General features: G+C 35.7%; 20 protein-coding genes. 16 read left to right on the plus strand and 4 right to left on the minus strand.

What is annotated here, in order from left to right; all coding sequences use genetic code 11:
* The first annotated feature begins 9 nt into the window (after positions 1–9).
* The 8 genes from ltrA to AAGD51_RS03675 all read left to right on the plus strand — a co-directional run bounded on the left by ltrA (position 10) and on the right by AAGD51_RS03675 (position 5,375).
* Positions 10–1,557, plus strand: coding sequence for a group II intron reverse transcriptase/maturase (gene ltrA, locus AAGD51_RS03645; RefSeq protein ID WP_006280223.1), 1,548 nt, complete (start codon positions 10–12; stop codon positions 1,555–1,557).
* Positions 1,554–2,312 carry an Rpn family recombination-promoting nuclease/putative transposase gene (locus AAGD51_RS03650; protein ID WP_341810367.1) on the plus strand — a complete coding sequence of 253 codons (759 nt, stop codon included), beginning with the start codon at positions 1,554–1,556 and terminating at the stop codon, positions 2,310–2,312. Before ltrA ends, AAGD51_RS03650 begins: the two co-directional genes overlap by 4 nt.
* Before the next feature lie 384 nt (positions 2,313–2,696).
* Positions 2,697–3,482, plus strand: coding sequence for a 4-hydroxy-tetrahydrodipicolinate reductase (dapB, locus tag AAGD51_RS03655; protein WP_006279993.1), 786 nt, complete (start codon positions 2,697–2,699; stop codon positions 3,480–3,482).
* Positions 3,479–4,237, plus strand: a complete 759-nt coding sequence (gene pstB, locus AAGD51_RS03660) for a phosphate ABC transporter ATP-binding protein PstB (RefSeq protein ID WP_065094809.1) — start codon at positions 3,479–3,481, stop codon at positions 4,235–4,237. Before dapB ends, pstB begins: the two co-directional genes overlap by 4 nt.
* 78 nt (positions 4,238–4,315) lie before the next feature.
* On the plus strand, positions 4,316–4,579 hold the full coding sequence (locus tag AAGD51_RS03665; RefSeq protein WP_065106809.1) for a transposase: 264 nt from the start codon (positions 4,316–4,318) through the stop codon (positions 4,577–4,579).
* Between the two features lie 177 nt (positions 4,580–4,756).
* Positions 4,757–5,053: an IS3 family transposase gene (locus AAGD51_RS03670; RefSeq protein ID WP_094189604.1), complete on the plus strand. Its 297-nt coding sequence runs from the start codon at positions 4,757–4,759 to the stop codon at positions 5,051–5,053.
* Positions 5,054–5,101: 48 nt separating this feature from the next.
* Positions 5,102–5,218 carry a hypothetical protein gene (locus tag AAGD51_RS07220; protein WP_406722028.1) on the plus strand — a complete coding sequence of 39 codons (117 nt, stop codon included), beginning with the start codon at positions 5,102–5,104 and terminating at the stop codon, positions 5,216–5,218.
* Positions 5,211–5,375, plus strand: a complete 165-nt coding sequence (locus AAGD51_RS03675; protein WP_010082072.1) for an IS3 family transposase — start codon at positions 5,211–5,213, stop codon at positions 5,373–5,375. The genes AAGD51_RS07220 and AAGD51_RS03675 overlap by 8 nt, the downstream gene beginning before the upstream one ends.
* Here AAGD51_RS03675 and AAGD51_RS03680 read toward each other — a convergent pair whose 3' ends face one another.
* Both AAGD51_RS03680 and prfB read right to left on the minus strand, forming a co-directional pair.
* Entirely contained in the window at positions 5,376–5,510 is a 135-nt protein-coding gene (locus AAGD51_RS03680) for a hypothetical protein (protein WP_255703194.1), read from the minus strand.
* A gap of 82 nt (positions 5,511–5,592) precedes the next feature.
* A protein-coding gene (prfB, locus tag AAGD51_RS03685; RefSeq protein ID WP_141456981.1) for a peptide chain release factor 2 occupies positions 5,593–6,697 on the minus strand; the annotation gives its coding sequence in 2 pieces (ribosomal slippage) (positions 5,593–6,621 and positions 6,623–6,697; 1,104 coding nt in all).
* Between the two features lie 153 nt (positions 6,698–6,850).
* On the opposite strand from prfB, the gene mgtE reads away from it, so the two are divergent.
* Entirely contained in the window at positions 6,851–8,221 is a 1,371-nt protein-coding gene (gene mgtE, locus AAGD51_RS03690; RefSeq protein ID WP_151808106.1) for a magnesium transporter, read from the plus strand.
* A gap of 263 nt (positions 8,222–8,484) precedes the next feature.
* Here mgtE and AAGD51_RS03695 read toward each other — a convergent pair whose 3' ends face one another.
* The gene (locus tag AAGD51_RS03695; protein WP_236514849.1) at positions 8,485–9,945 is read right to left on the minus strand and encodes a TrkH family potassium uptake protein; all 1,461 of its coding nucleotides are present in this window, start codon (positions 9,943–9,945) and stop codon (positions 8,485–8,487) included.
* Between the two features lie 141 nt (positions 9,946–10,086).
* Here AAGD51_RS03695 and AAGD51_RS03700 point away from each other — a divergent pair, with 141 nt between their 5' ends.
* Positions 10,087–11,358, plus strand: coding sequence for a hypothetical protein (locus AAGD51_RS03700; RefSeq protein ID WP_341810369.1), 1,272 nt, complete (start codon positions 10,087–10,089; stop codon positions 11,356–11,358).
* Between the two features lie 79 nt (positions 11,359–11,437).
* On the opposite strand, the gene AAGD51_RS03705 is transcribed toward AAGD51_RS03700, so the two are convergent.
* Positions 11,438–12,454, minus strand: a complete 1,017-nt coding sequence (locus AAGD51_RS03705) for a substrate-binding domain-containing protein (protein ID WP_236514846.1) — start codon at positions 12,452–12,454, stop codon at positions 11,438–11,440.
* Between the two features lie 141 nt (positions 12,455–12,595).
* Between AAGD51_RS03705 and dcd the strand changes: the two genes are divergently transcribed.
* The 6 genes from dcd (at position 12,596) to AAGD51_RS03735 (ending at position 21,979) form a co-directional block, all read left to right on the plus strand.
* Positions 12,596–13,153 carry a dCTP deaminase gene (dcd, locus tag AAGD51_RS03710; protein ID WP_006280485.1) on the plus strand — a complete coding sequence of 186 codons (558 nt, stop codon included), beginning with the start codon at positions 12,596–12,598 and terminating at the stop codon, positions 13,151–13,153.
* Between the two features lie 417 nt (positions 13,154–13,570).
* Positions 13,571–16,786: a glycoside hydrolase TIM-barrel-like domain-containing protein gene (locus AAGD51_RS03715; protein ID WP_236514845.1), complete on the plus strand. Its 3,216-nt coding sequence runs from the start codon at positions 13,571–13,573 to the stop codon at positions 16,784–16,786.
* Between the two features lie 57 nt (positions 16,787–16,843).
* Complete coding sequence (locus AAGD51_RS03720; protein ID WP_236514844.1) at positions 16,844–17,710, plus strand: hypothetical protein; 867 nt, start codon at positions 16,844–16,846, stop codon at positions 17,708–17,710.
* 183 nt (positions 17,711–17,893) lie between these two features.
* A complete protein-coding gene (locus AAGD51_RS03725) occupies positions 17,894–19,057 on the plus strand; it encodes a multidrug effflux MFS transporter (RefSeq protein ID WP_006279533.1) in 1,164 nt (387 codons plus the stop codon).
* A gap of 132 nt (positions 19,058–19,189) precedes the next feature.
* The gene (locus AAGD51_RS03730; protein WP_341810370.1) at positions 19,190–20,551 is read left to right on the plus strand and encodes an ankyrin repeat domain-containing protein; all 1,362 of its coding nucleotides are present in this window, start codon (positions 19,190–19,192) and stop codon (positions 20,549–20,551) included.
* A 45-nt stretch (positions 20,552–20,596) separates the two neighbouring features.
* The gene (locus tag AAGD51_RS03735; protein ID WP_007548562.1) at positions 20,597–21,979 is read left to right on the plus strand and encodes an IS66-like element ISWen3 family transposase; all 1,383 of its coding nucleotides are present in this window, start codon (positions 20,597–20,599) and stop codon (positions 21,977–21,979) included.
* The last annotated feature ends 101 nt before the right edge of the window (positions 21,980–22,080 follow it).

Genomic DNA, 22,080 nt, shown 5'->3' on the forward strand with positions numbered 1-22,080 from the left:
GGAAAGCAGATGATTACAAGTACAACTGTAAGTGCACCTACCAATAACTCCGAAGCATGGAACCAGTTACCCTGGAAGAAATGCCAAAAAGTTGTTATGAGGCTACAGAGGCGTATTGTTAAGGCTGTCCAACAAGGCAGATGGGGTAAGGTGAAAACTTTACAACACCTTCTCACACGCTCTTTTAGCGGCAAAGCTTTGGCGGTTAAGAGAGTAACTGAAAACCAAGGAAAAAACACAGCAGGTGTAGATCGTCAAATATGGTCGACTTGCAACACAAAATTTCAAGGAATAAAGCTATTAAAACAAAGAGGATACAAACCTTCTCCGCTAAAACGGATATACATCAGTAAGTCTAATGGCAAAAGAAGACCTCTTGGAATCCCTACGATAAAAGATAGAGCCATGCAAGCATTATACTTGTTTGCTTTGGAACCGATAGCTGAAACGATCAGTGATCGTCACTCTTATGGTTTTAGACCAAAAAGATCCTGCGCAGACGCTACTGTGGCTTGTCACTTGTTACTGGCAAGCCGTAACCAACTACAATGGATACTCGAAGGTGATATTAAAGGGTGTTTTGATAACATTAACCATGAATGGCTCATGAAGCATATTCCTATGGAGAAGAAAATTCTTCATAGCTGGTTAAAAGCTGGCTTCCTAGAATCAAAAACTCTGTATTCCACAACTGCAGGTACCCCACAAGGTAGTATCATCTCTCCAATACTAGCAAATCTAGCCCTAAATGGACTTGAAAAATCATTGGAAAGTCAATTTGGTAAACTTGGCAGTAAAAGAAGAAGCAAAATCAGAAGTGGAGTAAATGTAATCAGGTACGCAGATGACTTTATCATTTCAGGAATCACACGTGAAGTACTGGAAAATGAAGTAAAACCTCTAGTATCGTCCTTTCTTCAGGAGAGAGGTCTTATCCTTTCCGAAGAGAAAACAAAAATTACATCTATTACAACAGGGTTTGACTTTCTTGGTTGTAATGTACGCAGGTATAATAAGAAGTTAATTATAAAACCTTCAAAAGAAAGTATTAAGAAACTTCTTAATAAAGCACGTACATTGATAAAGGCAAACATAGCGAACACTCAGGCCGTACTAATCAAGTTGCTCAATTCCCTATTAAGGGGATGGGGAAATTACTACAGCCATGTGTGTGCGAAAAGAGCTTTTAACAAAATAGACCATGAAATTATGTGTGCTCTATGGAAATGGGCAAAGAAAAGACATCCTCGTAAAGGATTACGTTGGATAAAGAATCGTTACTTCAAGGTAATGAAACAACGCCAATGGGTCTTTGCTGCACCCATATGCAAGAACAAACCGAAAGAGATAAGGTATTTAAGACTGCTTAGGTTGATTGATATACCTATCAGACGACATGTTAAAATCAGGGCGGATGCAAATCCACTTGACTTAAAATGGAAAAAGTATTTTGATGAAAGAGTGAAACAAACAAAAATGTTAGCAAGCTCTTTCTCAAGAGAAGGTTCTCTACTGTTGGTGTCACCATTAAGAATGATGTTTTCTGAGGAATCATGAAGGACAAGCCGGTTCGAGAAAAGAAGGACTTAGATAAGGGGCTCAAGCGTAGTGTGGGGAAACCTGCATGCTGCGTTTCTAAGGGAGGGAGTAGTAGCAATACTACTTCCTTACCTAACCAGCTTGCTCGTGATAAAGGTTTTGAGAAACGTGCCCAACTGTATGCTGCTAAGGCTTACTCAAGACAATTAGATAAATCTGGCAACTACATTGATTTAAAGAAAGTCTTCTTTATTGCTATTTCCAATTGTAACTTACTTCCTGAAGAAGTTGATTATATCTCTACTCATAATATACGTGATATAAAAACCAACGGCCATTACTTAAAAGATTTTCAATTTATCTTTATAGAATTGCCCAAATTTTCAAAAAGTAAAGTAGAGCAGCTAGAAAGTACAGTAGAAAGGTGGTGTTTCTTTTTTAAATACGCAGAAGAAACAACAGAAGAGGACTTAAAAGAGATAGCAGAAAAAGCACCAATAATAAAGCTAGCATATGATGAATTAGACAAGTTTCGTTGGAACGAAAAAGATTTAGTAGCTTACGAAGAAAGGATAATGGATCTACGCAAAAAAGAAGCCATTCTTGAATACAGACTTGATCTTGCTGAAGAGAAAGGTAGAGAGGAAGGTAGAAAAGAAAGGGAAATTGAAGTCACAAAAGCAATGCTGGCTAATAATGTTGATGTCAACACTATTGTCAAGTTTACTGGCCTTTCTATTAGTGAGATTGAAGAATTAAGTGGAAATCTGTGAACGGTTACACTTGGAAAACCTTTGTGGCATAATTTAAGTGGGCAGCGTAGTCTACGATTACCGCATAATTTACTATATAGATATTCCAGAACATACAGACTTCAATTGAACACAGAAAAGATTCTTATCAAAGTTAATTACCCTTATTATCAATAACTATTAGCTACAGACCAGTTCTTGTTAAGTTACAGTAAAGAAATGAGTCATATATAGCTAAACTGACTTACGACAATTTGAAAAACCATCATTCCGCTACGTGTTAGCGGGATCTATGCCGAGATACCGCTAATGAATCGTGGTATGACGTGTTAGCTATAGAATATAGATCAGAAGTGACAGAGCTTAAAAAAAGGCCTAACATTCTTAATAAACGTAAAAAGCTTTATGAAAATCAGAGTTGGAGTAATAGGCTGCTTAGGCAGGATGGGCAAGAAAATACTCAATGAATTAATTACAAATACCAAAGTGGAAATAGCAGGTGCTGTTGCCCGTTCAGGCAGTAAGTACATAGATTCAGATATTGGACCAATTATAGCCAATCTAGGAATTAAAGTTACAAGTTCTATTAGTGGCATATTTGAGTTATCCGACGTTGTAATAGATTTTACAACTAAAGAATGTATGTTAGACTGCCTTAAAGCAGCTGTAAAATTTAAAACACCGCTGGTTAGTGGCACAACTGGAATAGAAGGTGTCGATTTGAAAGAATATGCTGCTGAAGTTCCAATATTATGGTCAGCAAATATGAGTGTTGGGGTTAATGTGTTGCTGAAATTGGTAAAAAAAGCTGCTGAGCTTTTAGGTAATGAATATGACGTTGAGATTTGGGAAATGCATCATAACTTAAAAAAGGATTCACCATCTGGAACAGCTATAGAACTTGGCAAAACAATTGCTAACGCTTCAAAAGTGGATTTTCAGTCCAATCAATATTTACATAGTGGTTCAAACATAAGAAAAAAGGGGGGAATAGGTTTTGCGGTATCTCGTGGAGGTGGAGTAATAGGAGATCACAGCGTGATGTTTGTCAATTCTGATGAACGGATAGAACTAAACCACAAAGCAATTGATCGCACAACATTTGCTAGAGGAGCTGTTCAAGCAGCAGTATGGCTATACGAAAATAAAAGAGAAATTCCGGGGCTCTATTCAATGCAGGATGTGATATGAGCAATACACGTGCCTCTGTTAAAGATTTAAATCTCTGGTACGGCTCTAAGCAAGTTTTATTCGATATAAATTTGAATATTTATAAAAGAAAAGTTACTACTTTTATCGGACCATCCGGGTGCGGTAAATCAACATTTTTGCGTTGTTTTAATCGTATGAATGACTATGTACCTGGATGCAAAACTGTTGGTGAATTAGATATCGATGGGCTGGGTGATATATATTCACGCGATATGGATGTTGTGCTACTCAGAGCAAAAGTTGGCATGGTATTTCAAAAGCCAAATCCTTTTCCAAAATCAATATACGACAATGTTGCTTATGGACCAAAACTGCATGGTATGGCGAAGGATAAGCAAAAATTGAATGAGATGGTGGAAAATAGTTTAACCAAGGTTGGTTTATGGGAAGAATTGAAAGACAGATTGCAAGATAGTGCACTCAATTTATCCGGTGGCCAACAACAGAGGCTATGCATCGCTCGCGCAATTGCAGTGAAGCCAACTATTTTATTAATGGATGAACCGTGCTCTGCTCTTGATCCAATGGCAACCAATGCAATCGAAAATCTTATACAAGAGCTGAAATTAAGATTTACTATAATTATGGTGACTCATTCAATGAAGCAAGCTAAAAAGTTATCTGATAGTGTAATTTTCTTTCATAATGGCAGAATTGTTGAGTCTGGAAGCACTCAAGAAATATTCGAAAATGCTCAATCTCCCTTAACAAAGGAGTATATCCTGGATCATTAAATTTCTGACCTTACCCAGAAAAAGTGGAGAGAAAGAAAAGAGTTTTTTTGGGTAAAATAAAATTTTGGAGGATTAGAAATGGTAAGAGAATATACAGCAGAATTCAAATTGGAAGCTGTTAAACTGGCAAATGAACAAAGAAAGGCAGGTCAAACAATTACAAAAATAGCAAAGGATTTAGGAATAAAGGGTGGTTTATTAGGAAAATGGATAAAGAAACACAACGAAAAAAAGTCGGCAGCAGATGCATTTCCAGGTAGAGGTAACATGGCTCCTTACGACAAAGAGAGGTTTGATTTACAAAGAGAGTTAGCAAGAGTAACAAGGGAAAGAGACATTTAAAAAAAAGCCCTGGCCAGTCAAAAAGAGTAAAATATTTTTTTATAAAAGAGCATAGTAACTGCTATAAAGTACAGGAATTATGTAGGATTTTCTGCTAGTGGCTACTATAAGTGGACCACAAGAAAAATAAGCAGTAGAGAATCAGCAAATAAAGAGCTACTCGAAGCTATTCAAAAAATATATCAAGTTTCTAAATGTAGATATGGAGCTCCTAAAATTCATGCTGAATTGAAGGCTTTGGGTAAAAGTTGCAATTTGAAAACGGTGCAAAGTATTATGCAGAAAAATGACATCAGGGCTATACTGAGAAGAAAGTTTAAAATTAAAAAACAACAAACAGATAATAGAGCTGTAGCTCCCAATATACTAGATCAAAACTTTATTGTTGATCAACCAAATAAAGTATGGGATTACTTACATCAAAACCAAGGAGGGATGGCTATATTTGGCAGCAATAATTCTCACGTATGGTAGTTAATGAGTAGTGCAATAAATAAACAATTGGTTATGAACTCTTTATTAATGGCCATTAATAGGCGTAAACCTGTTAAAAATCTACTGCTGCACAGTGACCAAGGTTCACAATATACTGCGCAAGGGTATCAATATCTCTTAGCTGTAAAGAATATAGATGAGTAATAAAGGCTGTTGTTACGACAATTCTGTTGCAGAAAGCTTCTTTAGCTCATTGAAAAGAGAAATACTTATTGATACTTCACAACACTCTGCTCAACAAACTAGAACTGCAATATTTGAATACATAGAAATTTTTTATAACAAACAACGTCACTATTAACTATTGCATTCCAGAACAATTTGATGCATCATTCTTTTTGTAAAAAACATTCCACACTTTCTCTCCACTTTTTCTGGGTAAGGTCACTTCTTTATTAACTGTACTTAATATTTCTTCCCATTGCTTATAGTTCATTGCAATAACTTTACCTCTAATTTTAAATAGTATTTTTAATTATCACCTATCACAGCAAGTAAAGTCAACTCCAAATGAATTCTTAATTTTGCTTAGTAAGCACACTAACTATGAAACAATCTATATTACCATCAAAAACAGAATTTATATTGCCCACTTCATGTCCGGTTCTTAAATCCTTCACCATTTGATATGGATGCATAACGTACGATCTGATCTGATTGCCCCAGCCTATATCGCATTTTTTACCATATTCTTCAGCCATCTTTTGTTCTTTCTTTTCCAGTTCAATTTGGTATAAACGTCCTTTAAGTAATTTCAATGCCTCATCTTTATTTCTGTGTTGAGAACGACCATTTTGGCATTGAACTACAACACCAGTTGGAATATGCGTAATGCGTACTGCACTTTCAGTTTTGTTCACATGCTGACCGCCTGCTCCGGAAGCACGATAGGTGTCGATCTTTAGATCCTTTTCATCCACAGCAATATCAATTGAATCTTCTATCACTGGAGTTACTCCTACACTTGCAAAACTGGTATGACGTTTACCATTTGCATCAAATGGCGATATTCTAACCAGCCTGTGAATTCCACTTTCACTTTTTGCCCACCCATAAGCTTTTTCTCCAACGATTTTTATCATTGCAGACTTTATACCAACTGACTCTCCTTCTAATTTTTCTACAACTTCAACTTTAAAGTTGTGATAAATTTCTGCCCACCTTATATACATGCGCATCAGCATTTCAGCCCAATCATTGCTCTCGGTTCCGCCAGCTCCTGAGTGGATTTCTAAAAAGCAGTTATTATTATCTGCTTCACCAGTAAATAAGGACTCTGTTTCTTTATACTTGATTAATTTCTCTAGCTTAGCTAATTCATTTTCAACTTCAGAGAAAAATTCTTCATCATTTTCATCAATAGCAGACTTCATTAAGCTGATGGCATCGTTGTAATCGCTTTCCAGCTTTAAAAACGACTCTACGTCATTCTTAATTTTAGAACGTTCTTTTAAAACTTCTTGTGCTTTTTGGTTATCTTGCCATAGGTCATCATTCGACGCTTGGGAGTCAAGCTCTTCAAGACGCAACTTTAATTTTTCTATGTCAAAGACACCTCCTGATAAGAGAAATACTTTTATTTAAGCTTTGAAAGTGTTCAAGAATTTCTGGATAAGTTTTCATTATACTTTAGATTTTAATATATTTACTATCAATAACAATAACAGTAAACAAAATAGAAATTTAACCATATGATAGTTAATTTAAATAATTTCATTATACTTTAATGTTTAAGGAAATCAAGCGCGTATATTTATTAAAAAACAAGGTAAAGTAATGAATATTGAAATAAGTTCCCATTATGGTTTAGACAAAAAGGCTATTGATGACTTAATAGAGTCACTTGATAACGAGGAGCTAGAGAATGTTCGTAATATTGTAAAAACGATAGACAGTGTTCAGTTAGCTTATTTTTTATCTACTTCGATCAGTGATCACAGGGAGAAATTAGTTAATATCCTCGATCAACATTTGTTAAGTGATGCCCTAGTGCATGTAGTGCCAGATTTACAAATAGAGATCATAGAAACATTGGGAATAGAAAATACAGCAAAGTTACTAATGCTCCTTGATGTAGAAGATATAGTAACCATAGTGAAAGATTTAGATAGAAAGTCTGTAGAAAATATACTTTACTATTTGCCCAGCAAAACTCAGAAATCGGTAGAGGAGTTGCTATCATATCCAGAAGAAAGTGCAGGAAGGTTAATACATAAAGATATGGTTATAGCTCCATATTATTGGACAATAAATCAACTGACAAAATTTGTGTGCAACTATAAAAAAATACCAGAAAAATTTCACCAGATATTCATTATCAACTCAAAATTAGAGCCTATAGGCAGTGTTAATTTAAATAAGGTAATATCTCACTCAGGAGACACAATAATAAAAGAGATAATGGATCATGACATAAAAATCATTAAAACTGGAATAGACCAAGAGGAAGTAGCAAGAATATTTAAAGATTACTCTCTATTATCGGCTCCGGTAGTAAATAAGAATGGTAAAATTATTGGTGTGATCTTAATTGAAGATGTGATAAAAGTTGTTCAACAAGAAACAGAAGAGGATGTACTCAAAATAAGCGGTGTATCTTCTAAAGCCGATATAAATGCCCCTATACATAAAACTATAATTAAAAGGCTACCTTGGTTACTGTTTAACCTCTTAGCTGCAACAATGTGTTCCATAGTAGTTGGCTTTTTCGATGATGTAATAAAAAGTTTTATAGTGCTGCCAATAATCATGCCGATAATTGCATCAATGAGCGGAAATGCAGGATCCCAAACAGTAACGCTAACCATCCGGGCAATCGCAACAAAATATCTAACTGAGCAAAATGCAAAAAGAATACTGATGAAAGAATTTTTAATAGGTCTTATAAACGGGGTGATCTTATCTACTATTTCATTAGTAGTGTTAGCAATAAGGTTTCACAACTTCAAAGTGGAGATGATTTTTGTGGTCTCCATGATTATGATGTCAATTATTGCAACGTTCATCGGAACTTTCATTCCTATAATGCTTCATCGCTTAAAGTCTGACCCTGCCGTTTCTTCTTCAATCCTAACATCGGCAACAACTGATATTCTCTCAGCTTTTATATTTCTTGGTTTAGCTACGATCTTTTTATTAAATAGCTAATACTATCTATAGCTATACCGCCGCGAACCGTCATGCCGCGATTCATTCGCGGTATCTCTTAGCATAGATCCCGCTAACAAGTAGCGGGATGACGAGAAAGGGGCTACTTGGATGACATTCTTCCTGGTGTGCCCAAATCACAATGTTCGTACATCTGTGGATTTATTCGCGGTATAGATATCGCTAACGAGTAGCGGAATGACGGTTTTTCAAATTGTCGTAAGTCAGTTTAGCTATAATATCAAATTTCACAACTTCACCAACTATTTCTTTCTATTAAATAAGAATAAATTACCTATACAAAAATAGATTGGCAATATTTCAAGTCTGCCAAGCAGCATTAAAAACGATAGAAATAATTTTACTTCATTACTGAAAGAGGAATAATTACCCGAAGGGCCTATTAAATTACTAAATCCCGGGCCAGAGTTTGTAAGCGTTGCAGAGACTGAACTGATGCTAGTTATAAAGTCTGCATTGCTTAAGTAAGACATCACTATTGATGAAATGGTAAACGTTAACATGAAAATTGCAAAAAATATAAAGACAGAGTGAACTTCATCATTCTCCAGAATTTTTCCATTGAATTTTACTCCATTGTCTGCATCAGGGTTTAATAAAAGGTAAAAGTAATTTCTTATAGACCTTAAAAGAACAATCAAGCGGAAGATTTTGACACCACCACTTGAAGAACCACTACATCCACCAACAAAGGTTAGAAAAAAAGCTAAGACTGAAATGAAACTCCAATCTATATGATTACAGATTGCATAACCAGTTGACGTAATTAAAGAGGTGATGGTAAATGTGCTGCATCTAAATGATAATGACACTCCTAAATCAACATTTTTATACAACCAAAAACAAGCAAATAAAGATGAAACAATAGCTATCTTAACAAAGTAAGAGACCTGTTCATCATAGCAAATGTCTAATCGTCTTATAATTTTTAAATAGCTAAGAAAAGGCAGAGAACCCAAAATCATAAAAATGATCGTTATGACTTCTAACATAGGGTTATTGTAGTGCCCTATAGAATCGTTATAGTTAGCAAATCCACCAGTTGATACAGAGGACATTCCGTGGCATATTGCATCAAATAGTGGCATACCAGCTAGATAATAGGAAAATATGCATAACAAAATTAAGCCATAATATATTGCTGTAACATGAATCACTACGCTTCGCGTGTTCGGCAACTTCCTTTTGGTAGCATCTGAATATTCAGAATAAAGTAAATTATTTAGGCTGAGAACCTTAAACATAGGAAAAACTGCAATTCCTAAAGTGATTACACCAAAACCCCCCATGCCATGTAGCATTGCTCTCCATAGCAGTATTCCTGGAGATTGTTTTTCAATATCATTAAATATAGTTGCTCCTGTGGTTGTGATGCCAGATATCGTTTCAAACAATGCATCAACATAGCTCAGATTATCAAAATAGAAAGGAATAGCTGCAAACAGAGACAAGGCAATCCAGGTGCAACTAGTAATCGCAAAAATTGCTGGCATTCCATGCAATCTACTTAATTTACCGAGTAAAATAAAAATTGCGCCAGATGTGCAGGTAATTATGAATCCAGCGAGGAAATTTTTCCATTCGTAGCTGAGATACTTATTGGTAATAGCAGGAATAAGCATTGCTAAGCTAAACAGCAATAGGAATATTCCCACAATAAATACAATTGAACGCAAATTTTGTAAACGTTGATGATTTTTCATAGAGTTACTTCCTCGCTATACAAAGCCATAAAAGCTACTCTAACGTCAAGCATTTTGTTGGCCTTTATTAACAGTTATTAACAACATACTTGATTTACTTGTAAATATGTGTGATAATTAAATTTTTATTAGAGGTAAGATATGGTTGAATTAACTGATGCACAAGAAAAAATTCTAGGTTCATTAAGACGGGCAGTCTGGGATGGCAATTTTCAAAAAGTCCAGGACATATTCAACAATGGTGAACATAATGATATACAAGCAGTTTTGAACCACGAGGGGACTTTGACTAGTAACAAAGGTACCATTTTAGATTTTGTTATTGACTGTTCTGAAGCTAGCGTTAACACTAAAGTCGAGATCATTGAACTAATTTGGGAGGAAGCTGATCAAAAAACTCGTGATTTTTTGTGTGATTACAAGGTAACAAAATCTTTTGAAGATCAACCATATTTTACGGATACAATAGATGATCTTAAACGCTTTCAAGGAAAATTTGACCCTCATAGCACAGAATATTTTGCTCTTGTACAAGTTGTTCAAAAAATAGAAGATCACAAGTGGGTAATGGATCTTGATTCCAACTTACAAGAAGCAATAGAAAACCTTGATATTGATCAAGTTAAAGCAGCATTAGAGAATTGTGGTGAAGATGTAGAAAGGGTTTTAGAGCGAGAGGTATATTGGAGTAGTGGAAGAGTAGATGCCCTTTTAGTTTATCCTCTGAAAGTTGAATATAGTGAAGAATTGAACCAAGAAGATGTGGAAAAGATAAAAGAAAGCTTTAAATTAATGTTTGATGCTGCTTCTCCAGGGCTCCTTGGGTTCGAGCCCAATGGAAATAACTATGTAATGGATAAACTTACATGTGCACAAAAACGTTTTGCTAAAATACCTGGAGTAGGTGAGCAATGCTTTCAAGATTTGATTCAAGAATTTGAGGAAAAACTTAGTAAAAATGAACTAGATAATGCCAAGATTAATGATCAGATAGCATGGGATAAAGAGTATGCGACTCGATTTTCACAAGAAATCAATCAGGATCCGTCTGAGAATGATGATCTTAACTTTATAGATGACACTGATCTAGATCAAAACACCGTAAACTCTGCACCAACTGCAGACAACAAAACCCCAGAAAAAAACGATACAAACTTCTGGAGTGAACACAAAGGGAAGATCGCTCTGGGCGTTGTTGGACTATGCGTAGTTGGTGCTATTGCAGCCTATGTGCTGGCATATCCTGTAGTTGCATTAGTTTTAGAAGTTTTAGAAGTTTTAGAAGTTTTAGCAGTTTCAGCATTGGCTGTACTAGCTTATATTGGAGGAGTTTGTGAGAAATCAGAAAGCCCAAATACGAAAAGCTCGGACCCGGTTGTTTCTGGGGTGTTGCAACAACGCAGAACTGTCTAATTAGTAATCCATTGTCATCCCAGCGCGCCGCGCTGGGTCTGACTACGCTAGAACAAAGAATATAAAAGAAACGTTGCCGTCACGTTATATCATAAACCTTTGCTGAAGCTTTCTTTATATCTTCACTTGAAAGTGGAATTAGACCAAGCCTAGATAGGTACCCATCTTCAATGCCGATCGAATCTATAATTTCTTTTATGAATTCTCTTAATCCATCAACAGTATCCAGGTGTTCTTTCTTTATATAAAGGTATAGAGGTCTTGCTAATATATATTTTCCCGATGATATATTTTCGTAAGTTGGCTCAATTCCTGCAATTGTGCTCCCTTGTATTTTATCTTGATTCCTCATTAAAAAGCTAAAACTAAATATCCCTAAAGCGTTCTTGTTACTTTTCAATTTTTGTATTATTATGTTTTCATTAATTCCAACTTCTATATACCTTCCGTCATCCCTTATATTACCACATGCTTGCTTTCTTTCTTCCTGATCTTTATAATTCTCTTTGAAAATTCTCGAGTTCATGCATGAATATTGATCAAGCATAATAGAATTAACCAAAGTTTCGTATGTGCCTGTATTTTGATGTGGACCATAAATTTCAATTTCTGTTTTTGGTAAGGCTTGATTTACATCAGACCAAAACTTCTTATTATTTTTTACTAATTTATCATTTTCTTGAGAATATGCAGATAAAGTTTCAAATAAGTCCTTCTTTGTGAAATCAAATCTATGGCTTTGATTTGAATTTGCAATGACAATTCCATCATAGCCAATGATGATCTCTATCACTTCATTAATTTTATTTCTTTTACATAGTTCTCTTTCTACTTCCTTCATAGGGCGAGATGAAGTGGTGATGTCTGGAGTGTCTTCCCCTATTCCTGAGCAAAACATTTTGAATCCTGATCCACTTCCTATCGATTCCACAACTGGAGTCTTAAAGGAGAATACACGATTGAACTCCTCGGCTATAAATGAGATAAAAGGAAAAACAGTTGAAGACCCAACAATTCTGATGTATTTCCTGGCATCAGCATTTGACAGCGGCATGAATAATACGAATACAAAAATCAGGAGAAAGTTTCTAAGCATTATTTTTAGTTAAGAACATAAATCTAATTATTGTAACAAAAAATCAAACTGAAAAGCTTTAATTGCATGACAAAAGCTACAGTTTACATTTAAATTTTATTTTATATTATTGTAAGTATTACACAACTTTAAGGGGCAATTATGGCAGTTATGCCAGATAAATGGATAAGAGAAAAAGCTGAAAATTTTGGAATGATAGAGCCTTTTGTGAATCACAAAAGCAGCAAAGGTGTCATATCTTTCGGACTATCATCTTATGGTTACGACGCAAGAGTGGATAATAAATTTAAGATTTTTACTAACGTTAATTCAGCCATCGTGGACCCTAAAAATTTCTCTGAGAATAGTTTTATAGATAAAGAAACAGACGTATGCATAATTCCACCAAATAGCTTTGTGCTTGCAAGTACAGTGGAATATTTCCGTATACCAAGGAATGTACTGGTCATTTGTGTTGGTAAATCAACTTACGCAAGGTGTGGAATTATAGTAAACGTTACTCCCTTAGAACCTGGATGGGAAGGTCATGTCACACTCGAATTCTCAAACACCACTCCACTTCCTGCGAAAATTTACGCTAATGAAGGCGCATGCCAATTCGTATTTTTAAGCGGCGAAAGTGAATGCGAGAAATCATATGATGATATGAAAGGAAAATATATGAATCAGCATGGTATCACTTTGCCGCTGGTGAAGTGATTGCCATGAGAGTGGTAATTTTTCACTTCCGTACTTTTTCATTGTTGCTTACAATAATTATAGCTACACCATGTGCTTTTCTTAATTAAAAACTTCAATTATTCATTGTAAGTTATTGAATTTCTTATCATAGTATCTGTTATCCGAGTAGCCCCTTTCTTGTCATCCAAGTGCCTTGACTACTTGGATCCAGCTTTCTATGTGACCTCATCAAAAATGTTTATTTTTCAGCCATTTTTATACTTATCAACTCAGTGTGCTTGCTTACAATTAAAATTCCTAGATCCCAGTGTCGGAGCACTGGGATGACAAAGGAGGAAGCACTGGGATGACAAGGTTATAGGTGTCATCCAAGTAGCGTGACACTTGGATCTTTTCTCAACAATTTCAAAAAAATCTATCAAAAGGAGGATTACCATGTCTACAATAATTTTATCATCAATTTTTGGTCAAGCAGGCAGCATTTTTGGTCCAATTGGCCGGATTATCGGCTCAGAACTCGGTGCTCTTCTTGGTTCACAGCTAGATGGGGCAATGTTCGGCCTTGATGCCGAGCAAAAAGTAACGCATGGTGCGAGACTAAAAAATCTGCAAGTTCAAACCTCAACCTACGGCAGAACGATTCCAATTATCTATGGCACTGCTCGTGTTGCAGGGAACATTATTTGGTCACAGCCAATAAAAGAAGAGGCGATAACCACCAAAAGCAAAATTGGAAGAGGTATGAACGTTACATATAATTACTACGCAACGCTTGCAATTGCGATCTGCAAGGGGAAAGTAGAAAAATTAAACAGAATCTGGGCAGATACAACATCACTTAGCTTTGATGAAATAGATTATACTTTTTACAGCGGCAGAGAAGACCAAAATCCTGATCCATTTATGTCATCAATTGAAGGAGAGGGGAATGTGCCGGCTTATAGGGGAATATCTTACATAGTCATCAAGAATTTTCCTTTAGCAGACTATAATAATCATGTTCCGGTATTTACGTTTGAAGTGCAAACTGCAGTAAAGTCAAATGAATTTTCAGTAGCAAAAAATATTCGGAATATCAATATCATACCAGGTTCAGGTGAGTTTGTATATGATACAAAAATACAGAAGAAAATCGCGCAAGAGAAAATAAGCAGCAACCAATATATCCCATATGGGCTGGCGCAAAGGGTAAATCACAACAACCACACTAAAAAGAGCGATGCAATGCTTTCTTTGGATCAATTAAAGGGAGATTTACCAAATGTTGAGTGGGTATCGGTAGTAGTCAATTGGTTTGTGAATGATCTGAACATTAAAGATTGTAAAATATATCCTGCAGTTGAATTTCAAGATGATTCCGCAATATTACCTGATGATTGGCAAGTAGGGGGTGTAACCAGAGATAATGCTCAGCTAATTTCAAAAGATGCGAGTGGAAACCCAAGGTATGGTGGCACAGTTAGTGATGCAGCGTTGATAAGATATATAGAAGAGCTACACAGCAGAGGCTACAAGGTGATGCTCTATCCAATGCCCTTACTTGATACAAAGAACAAAGAGTGGCGAGGAAGGTTGAGCGGGACTCCTGAAGATATAAGTGATTTTTTTAAGAATCAGTACAACAAATTTATAGAGCATTATGCAAGCATTGCCAAACAAACTAAAGTGGAAGGGTTTATCATTGGTTCTGAATTTGCGCAACTTACCAAAATCAGGGATGAACAAGGGAATTACCCTGCCGTTATAGAGCTGGTCAAGCTTGCAAAGCAGATAAAACTTAATCTTGGAAAAGAAGTAACAGTTACCTACGCTGCAGATTGGAGCGAATACCATTCATATGATGGTTGGTATAATATGGATGAACTGTGGTCTTCAGAGTATATCGACGTTGTTGGCATAGATGCTTATTTTCCACTGACTGATGGTCCAGAGCCTCCTTTTGGTTATTCCGCGGAAGATGTAATGGGTGGTTGGAGCAGTGGAGTGGGGTATGATTATTTCTATGATTACTCAAAGGGTGAGCCTGAAAGAGTAAAGTATAACGACAGCAGGTATGCGTGGAAAAACATAGCAAAATGGTGGAGTGAAACTCACATAAATCCAGGTGGTAGTAAAACGAAATGGCAACCAAAAATGAAAAAAATATGGTTTACTGAGTATGGATTTCCCAGTATGAACGGCTGCACTAATGAGCCAAATGTGTTTGTTGACAAAGGCAGCATAGAGAGCAAATATCCACGATATTCAAACGGAGAGGTGAGCTTTCTTTCGCAAAAAATTGCAATTGAAGGAACGCTAAAAAAGTGGCAAAGTTCAGAAATGGTAGAAAAAATGTTTCTCTGGGCATGGGATGCAAGGCCATTTCCTTACTTTCCCAATTTATGTGATGTGTGGGCTGACTGCCATAATTGGCAGACAGGACATTGGATTCAGGGAAAGCTTTCACAGCTTAATATTTCCGATGTTTTATCGGATCTGTTACAAAAAACAGGTTTAAAAAGCGATCAGTTCGATACAAGCAACGTCAAAGGGTTATTGTCTGGGTATGTGATAAACGACCAGCAATCGGTACGTTCAATTATTAAAATGCTGCAAAGTTGCTATTTTTTTGATGTGGTTGAACAGGACTCTAAACTGAAATTTGTCCAAAAGGGCAGGGGAGTTACGACTGGAATACCAATTGGTGAAATGGTTTTCAGTAACAATTCAAAACTTGCTAATATCAGTCAATTAGATTTAAACAATAAAGTTAACGTCGTTTATTTTAATCGCAATTTTGGCTATCCAATTGATGTTAAATATGCTGAGTTGCCAAAGCAAGGCGCTGCTATAACAGTTGAAATACCGCTCATTATGGAGGAGGGAGAGGCGCAAAATATAGCTGAGGTTTTACTTTATTCTTCGTGGCAAGAGAGAAATATATACAATTTCAAGCTGCCGATAAAATATGCGTGGCTTGTGCCAAGTGATGTAATAACGATTTTAGACGGTGAGAAAAAGCATACGGTGAGAATTATAAAAACAAAATTCGAAAGCATGTCCATTCAAGTAATTGGCGTTGGTTATGATCACTCTATATATAAGCTTTCTTTTCCTTCAACAAGGTCACTTATGCTGAAGGAATACCCTCCCTCTCACATTAGCAAAACCATCGTAGAAATGATAGATTTACCCGATATTAAAGGTAATAGTGCAAGCTTTACTTTAATTAGTGAGGAAAAGAATTGGAAGGGAGCAACACTCTTTATTTCGTACAACGATAAGGATTATAAGCCTATTGCAAGCACAAACAAGCAGTCTACTTACGGATATGTAATGGAATCTACCGACGAGGGGCTTATAGTAGTGTTACGTTTTGGAAACATAACTTCAATTGCGGACTCAAATTTAGCACTAGTTGGAAAAGAGATAGTGAAATTCCAGAATGCTGAACTTATAGATAAAAATAAATATAAGCTTAGTAACCTAATCAGAGGACAAGAAGGTACTAAAGAGTATCAGCACACTGCAGGTGAAAAATTTGTTCTACTTGATGATTCAATAATATCTTTCGAAGTGCAAAGGGGAAAAAAGTTTTACCTAAAAGCAGTGACTTACGGTGACTCGCTGGAAAATACGGAAGTGAAAGTGATAAATTCATTTAGTAATTGAAATTTAATAAAGTAAGTGCTAGAATTAATATACAGGTATTAATGGTAGAGATATAACATGTCAAAGGAAATGGTCAATGCGTTGAAAGCTGAAGTGAAGAAGCTCAAATATGCTGATTTCAAAGCTAACACTGGGGACGAAGTAATTTCTGGTGAGGGAACATATAAGGATCTTAATAGAACACACGGCCTTGCTATTAACGGACAAAAAATAACTAACGAATTTATTAACGATCTGTATTCAAACCATAAAAATCTAATTCTACGGGATGAAAACGGAAAAGGGAATTATCGTCCATTTCTCAGACAAATTTTTACAGAAATGTTTAAACACGTTGGTGCAACAATTCCCAATAACTCTATTATTGAGGAGTTAATAAATAACTATTATCAGGTCGGATATACTCATTTTCTTCCTAATGATATGAGTCACGCTCTTGGATCTTTTCATTTGTTAACGCAAAGCAACTGTATGACAAGAGAGTATATTATGGATTGTCGTGAACCCAATTGTATAAAGCTTAGTTTTAGCATGAAATATACAAAAATGCTTAACTATGATGATTATACATATATCGAAACACCAGGTTTTTGCAGTTCAGCGGAGTTTAAACTAAAATGTGAAGGTGAAAATGTGGTATATGAAGATGGTAAAGTACTTCTTACCATTCCTAAAGAGTTAGAGAACTATAAAGCTGGTGATGACGGTTTGTTTGATAAGCTTACTTATATTATAAATAAGATTATTGAGTATTTCAAAAAACTTTGTGAGAAATTGGGCTTTGAGTTTGATACAAGAATAGAGTACGATCCTGAGCATAATATAAAAATAGAGCATAATCTTGGTGAACCACTAAAGGTAGTAAGTGAGGCAAATGCATCTTCTGTTGAAGACTTAAAGCTTAAAGTGAATAATTCAAGATAAGATATTGAAATTCGTGCTTTTTATGATTTTAGCTTAAGATTTCAGTGTCCGCTACTCGCATGACATCGTTTACTATGTAACATTGTACTTATACTAATGAAAAAAATACATTATAATTAAGCATATTTACCAATAAATCATTAAGTGAAAACAGCTCTTTCGCAAAATATCATCTCTCTTATTATGATATTGTCTGTAGCAATTGTCGATATGGCAACTGACCTATACTCAGTTGCACTACCAAGCATTGCCAATTATTTTAAAGTAGAAGGCAGTGTAGTGCAGCTTACAATTAGCTTGAATCTAGTTGGATTTGCGGTGTCTGGATTAATTTATGGTCCATTATCGGACCATTATGGTAGGCGTCCAATGATGCTGATTGGTATGACAATTTTTACTTTGGCAAGTGTCATGTGTTATATAGCCGACAGTATTGCGCTCTTGATACTAATTCGCTTCATACAAGGAACAGGGGCTGGTGTTGCAGGTGTTGTTGGGTATGCAGCAATAAGGGATATGTACTCGGGTAGTGAATACTCGAGAGTCATTTCAAAATTAAATATGGTTGTGGCACTCTCACCTGGAATAGCTCCAGTGGTGGGCAGTTATATAATTTCACATGGGTATAGTTGGAAATTTTTGTTTTTTATTATATCACTTGCAGCAATTGCTATACTTATTTTTATCTACTTTAAGTTACAAGAAACACTCACTGTAAATAAAAATGAAACCAGTATAACTAACATAACTACTAATATCTGCAAGCAATATATATCAATATTTAGAAATTATCGTTTCCTTGGGTTTTCAGCCATTCATGGATTAACTTTCATGTGGCTTTGGGCATACATTGCTAACTACCCGTTCATATTTGAATCGATGGGCATTGAAGTACAGTATTTTGGCTACCTCATATCGATCATAGTCATATTTTACATAATTGGAACTTTAATTAATAGAAGGTATGTACCAAAAGTAGGGGTTAGCAAAATGCTAATAATAGGTTTGGTGTTACCGATAATATCCGATAGTTTATTGGTATATTTTTATTTCGCGGACAAGTTAAATATATTAATTCTTCAAACTGTTTGGATTCCAGCCAATATCGGACTTGCATTAATAATAAGCAATAACGTAACTTCTGCTTTAGAAACGATCAAAGGTATAGGGCTTGGTAGTGCAGTTCTCTCATTCTGCAATATGATGTTTGGGGCTATTGGAATATATATAGTAGGAAAATTTTTTCGCTATGGTATTTTACCAAATTTACTATTAACAATAGCATGCTCTACAATTGCAATTCTTATGTACAGCCAGCTCAAATGTACTGAAAAACACAGGGAATAACCATTATTTGCGTGATCCAGAGCTCATGGGTTATTAATGACTTTATCATGATAATATAATTTTACAGGGGGTGAGAGCTCATAGATTATTAACGACTTTATCATAACAATATAGTTTTACAGGAGGTATGGGATGAGCAATTCAAACAGAGATATAAATGCTGAATTACGTAAGGCTGCTCTAGAAGGTAATATTGAGAAAGTAAAAAGTCTAATAAGTGAAGGAGCAGATGTTAATGCAGTAGATGTACATAACAACACTCTTTTACATTATGCTGCTGGAAATGGCTATGCAGAGATAGTAAAAGATCTATTGGATAATGGGGCAAATGTTAATGCAGTAGGATTTGCAAATATGACTCCTCTACATCGAGCTGCTGAAGAGGGCCGTAAAGAGGTAGTAGAAGTTTTACTAAATAATAGGGCAAATGTTAATGCAATAGATGAACATAACAGCACTCCTTTACATAGGGCTGCTGAAGAGGGCCATCAAGAAGTAGTAGAAGCCCTACTGAAAGTAAATGGGATCGATGTTAATGCACAAGATAAATATGAAGGTACTCCTTTACATTTTGCTGCTGCACATGGCCATAAAGAGGTAGTAGAAGCCCTATTGGACAAAGGAGCAAATGTTAATGCAGAAGATCAAGATGGAAAGACTCCTTTACATTGGGCTGCTGTAAAGGGCCATGAAGAGGTAGTAGAAGCCCTATTGGGAAAACATGGAATCGATGTTAATTTAGCAGATAAGAATAAAGATACTCCTTTACATTCTGTTCTTAAAAAGGACAACATAGATATAAATGTATTGAACGCTCTACTGAGAGCAGAAGGAATCAATGTTAATACACAAGATGGAGATAACAGGACTCCTTTGCATTTGGCTGCTAAAAAGGACAACATAGATATAAATGTATTGAACGCTCTACTGGGAGCAGAAGGAATCGATGTTAATGCACAAGATAAAGATAACAGGACTCCCTTACATTTTGCTGCTCAAAATAACAACAAAGAAATAGTAGACGCCCTAATAAAAGCAGGAGCAGATGTTAATATAAAAGATGAAGATGGAAAGACTCCCTTAGATTTAACTACTAACGAAGAAATAAAAACTCTATTGCAACCCGCAGAAGAATCTGATGATGGTTCAGTGGGTGAGCCAGCGACAGATAGTGAAGGGGGTCAAGAGGAAGAGGAAGAGGAGGAAGATTCAAATCAATCACAGAGAGAGCAAGACATCAATGGAGAAAAAGGAGCTGATGTACAAGACAACGATGTAGGTCCTGTTGCTTCCACAGAACCTGCACAAACAGAAGAACAGCCGAGCTCTTTTTTTGGTAGTTTGTTTAGTATACTTATGAAGCCTTTTTCATTAATAGGATCATTTTTTAGTGATTTTTTTTCATGGTTATTTGGGTCTAACACTGATGAATCTACATCGCAAACCGATGCTAGTGTTTATGTATCCGTTCAGCGGAGTGGCAGAATAAGGTAGACAAGGTGATCTAAAAAGATAATCATAGAGCAAAAGTGAAATAATATGGTAAACCTTTTAGAACTTTGCAAAAATTTACAGCAAAAAATAGAAAGGTTAGAAGCAAAAATAGAAAGATTGGAAAAAGAGAATGAAAGTTTAAAAGCAGAAAATAAGGCTTTAAAGATAGAAAATGCTGAGTTAAGAGAAAGACTCGGTTTAAGCTCAAAAAATTCATCAATACCAAGTTCCAAAGAGTTGTATAAAATAAAAAAGAATAAGCCGAAAAGCGAAAGGAATATTGGCGGTCAGGTTGGTCATAAAGGAAGTTTTCGCGCCAACATGGATGCAGATAAAGTAGTAAAGATAGAGTTGCCTAATACTTGCGAATGCGGAGGAGAAATTGCAATATGTGAAAAACCATATATTCATCAGAAAGTTGATCTTCCAGAAATCAAGCCTTATGTAGTGGAATATCAGTTAGAACATGGCCGTTGTCGGAGATGCGGAAAGAGAAGAAGTAGCAAGTTACCGGAAGGTGTTACGCCAGATACATTTGGTCCAAGGGTTAAGTCAATAATTGCAGCGTTCAGCGGATTCTACAAAAATTCAAAACGCGAAATAGCGAGTGTCGTAAATGATATCTTCAATTTGAACATAAGCGTCGGTAGCATATCAAATAGTGAACATAGAGTTGCTTCAAAATGCAAAAAAATGTATGAGCAGATCGAACAAGAGATAAGTAGGAGTAAAGTTCTACATATTGATGAAACGAGCCATTATAACAAAGGTAAACTCGCTTGGTGTTGGATGTTTGCAAGCAATACGGCAAGTTTTGTAAAATTTACAGAGTCAAGAGGAATGAAAGTTTTACAAAATAGTAAATTCTGCAATCGCAATAGCTTGGTAATAACTGACAGGTATGCAGCATACAATTATTTTGCCGATAAAAACAGGCAAATCTGTTGGGCACATTTATCAAGAGATTTTGAAAGATTAGCACATAGTTGGAATATTGAAGTTAAAGTTCTGGGTTGTTACTTGAGAAACGTGGCCACTGAATTATTTGCACTAAAAAAAGCTTTACTAAAAAGTGAGATAGATGTTTTGAGGTTTGTCAGACGTGCCAGAAAATTAAGAAAACGTACAAAGTATTACTTGAAGGAGATATCTCGTTTACCTGAAGCAATTGGAGCCTCTCGAGTTGCAAAAAATGTTCTGAGATCTGAAAGAATGATGTGGAAATTTTTAGATGACCCAGAAAATATTCCGCTGACAAATAACCACGCTGAACGGCAAATTCGGCATTATGTCGTTTATCGCAAAAACTCATATTTTACACAATCAAAGCGGGGAAATACATTCCTTGAGCGGATAATTTCATTATACTTAACTTGGAAACAAAGGGGTCTCAATCCTTTCCAAAATCTCCTATCTATTGTTTCTTAAACCACTCTCCTGAACGGATACAATATTTGTATAGAATAGTGTATAATTATTAATCTTTTCTCAGTATTTTTACTATGGCTTTATCTAAGTTTCTCGACCCT

Source organism: Wolbachia endosymbiont (group A) of Volucella bombylans (genome assembly GCF_964026965.1).
Lineage (GTDB): Bacteria > Pseudomonadota > Alphaproteobacteria > Rickettsiales > Anaplasmataceae > Wolbachia > Wolbachia pipientis.

Bases quoted from the DNA above. Each gene is read 5' to 3' on its own strand.
- AAGD51_RS03735 (WP_007548562.1), top strand. From the start codon at position 20,597: ATGGTAAACCTTTTAGAACTTTGCAAAAATTTACAGCAAAAAATAGAA.
- AAGD51_RS03650 (WP_341810367.1), top strand. From the start codon at position 1,554: ATGAAGGACAAGCCGGTTCGAGAAAAGAAGGACTTAGATAAGGGGCTC.
- AAGD51_RS03715 (WP_236514845.1), top strand. From the start codon at position 13,571: ATGTCTACAATAATTTTATCATCAATTTTTGGTCAAGCAGGCAGCATT.
- AAGD51_RS03725 (WP_006279533.1), top strand. From the start codon at position 17,894: ATGATATTGTCTGTAGCAATTGTCGATATGGCAACTGACCTATACTCA.
- mgtE (WP_151808106.1), top strand. From the start codon at position 6,851: ATGAATATTGAAATAAGTTCCCATTATGGTTTAGACAAAAAGGCTATT.
- AAGD51_RS07220 (WP_406722028.1), top strand. From the start codon at position 5,102: ATGGCCATTAATAGGCGTAAACCTGTTAAAAATCTACTGCTGCACAGT.
- AAGD51_RS03700 (WP_341810369.1), top strand. From the start codon at position 10,087: ATGGTTGAATTAACTGATGCACAAGAAAAAATTCTAGGTTCATTAAGA.
- dapB (WP_006279993.1), top strand. From the start codon at position 2,697: ATGAAAATCAGAGTTGGAGTAATAGGCTGCTTAGGCAGGATGGGCAAG.
- AAGD51_RS03665 (WP_065106809.1), top strand. From the start codon at position 4,316: ATGGTAAGAGAATATACAGCAGAATTCAAATTGGAAGCTGTTAAACTG.
- dcd (WP_006280485.1), top strand. From the start codon at position 12,596: ATGGCAGTTATGCCAGATAAATGGATAAGAGAAAAAGCTGAAAATTTT.
- AAGD51_RS03680 (WP_255703194.1), bottom strand. From the start codon at position 5,510: ATGAACTATAAGCAATGGGAAGAAATATTAAGTACAGTTAATAAAGAA.
- ltrA (WP_006280223.1), top strand. From the start codon at position 10: ATGATTACAAGTACAACTGTAAGTGCACCTACCAATAACTCCGAAGCA.
- AAGD51_RS03705 (WP_236514846.1), bottom strand. From the start codon at position 12,454: ATGCTTAGAAACTTTCTCCTGATTTTTGTATTCGTATTATTCATGCCG.
- AAGD51_RS03675 (WP_010082072.1), top strand. From the start codon at position 5,211: ATGAGTAATAAAGGCTGTTGTTACGACAATTCTGTTGCAGAAAGCTTC.
- AAGD51_RS03730 (WP_341810370.1), top strand. From the start codon at position 19,190: ATGAGCAATTCAAACAGAGATATAAATGCTGAATTACGTAAGGCTGCT.
- AAGD51_RS03695 (WP_236514849.1), bottom strand. From the start codon at position 9,945: ATGAAAAATCATCAACGTTTACAAAATTTGCGTTCAATTGTATTTATT.
- pstB (WP_065094809.1), top strand. From the start codon at position 3,479: ATGAGCAATACACGTGCCTCTGTTAAAGATTTAAATCTCTGGTACGGC.
- AAGD51_RS03720 (WP_236514844.1), top strand. From the start codon at position 16,844: ATGTCAAAGGAAATGGTCAATGCGTTGAAAGCTGAAGTGAAGAAGCTC.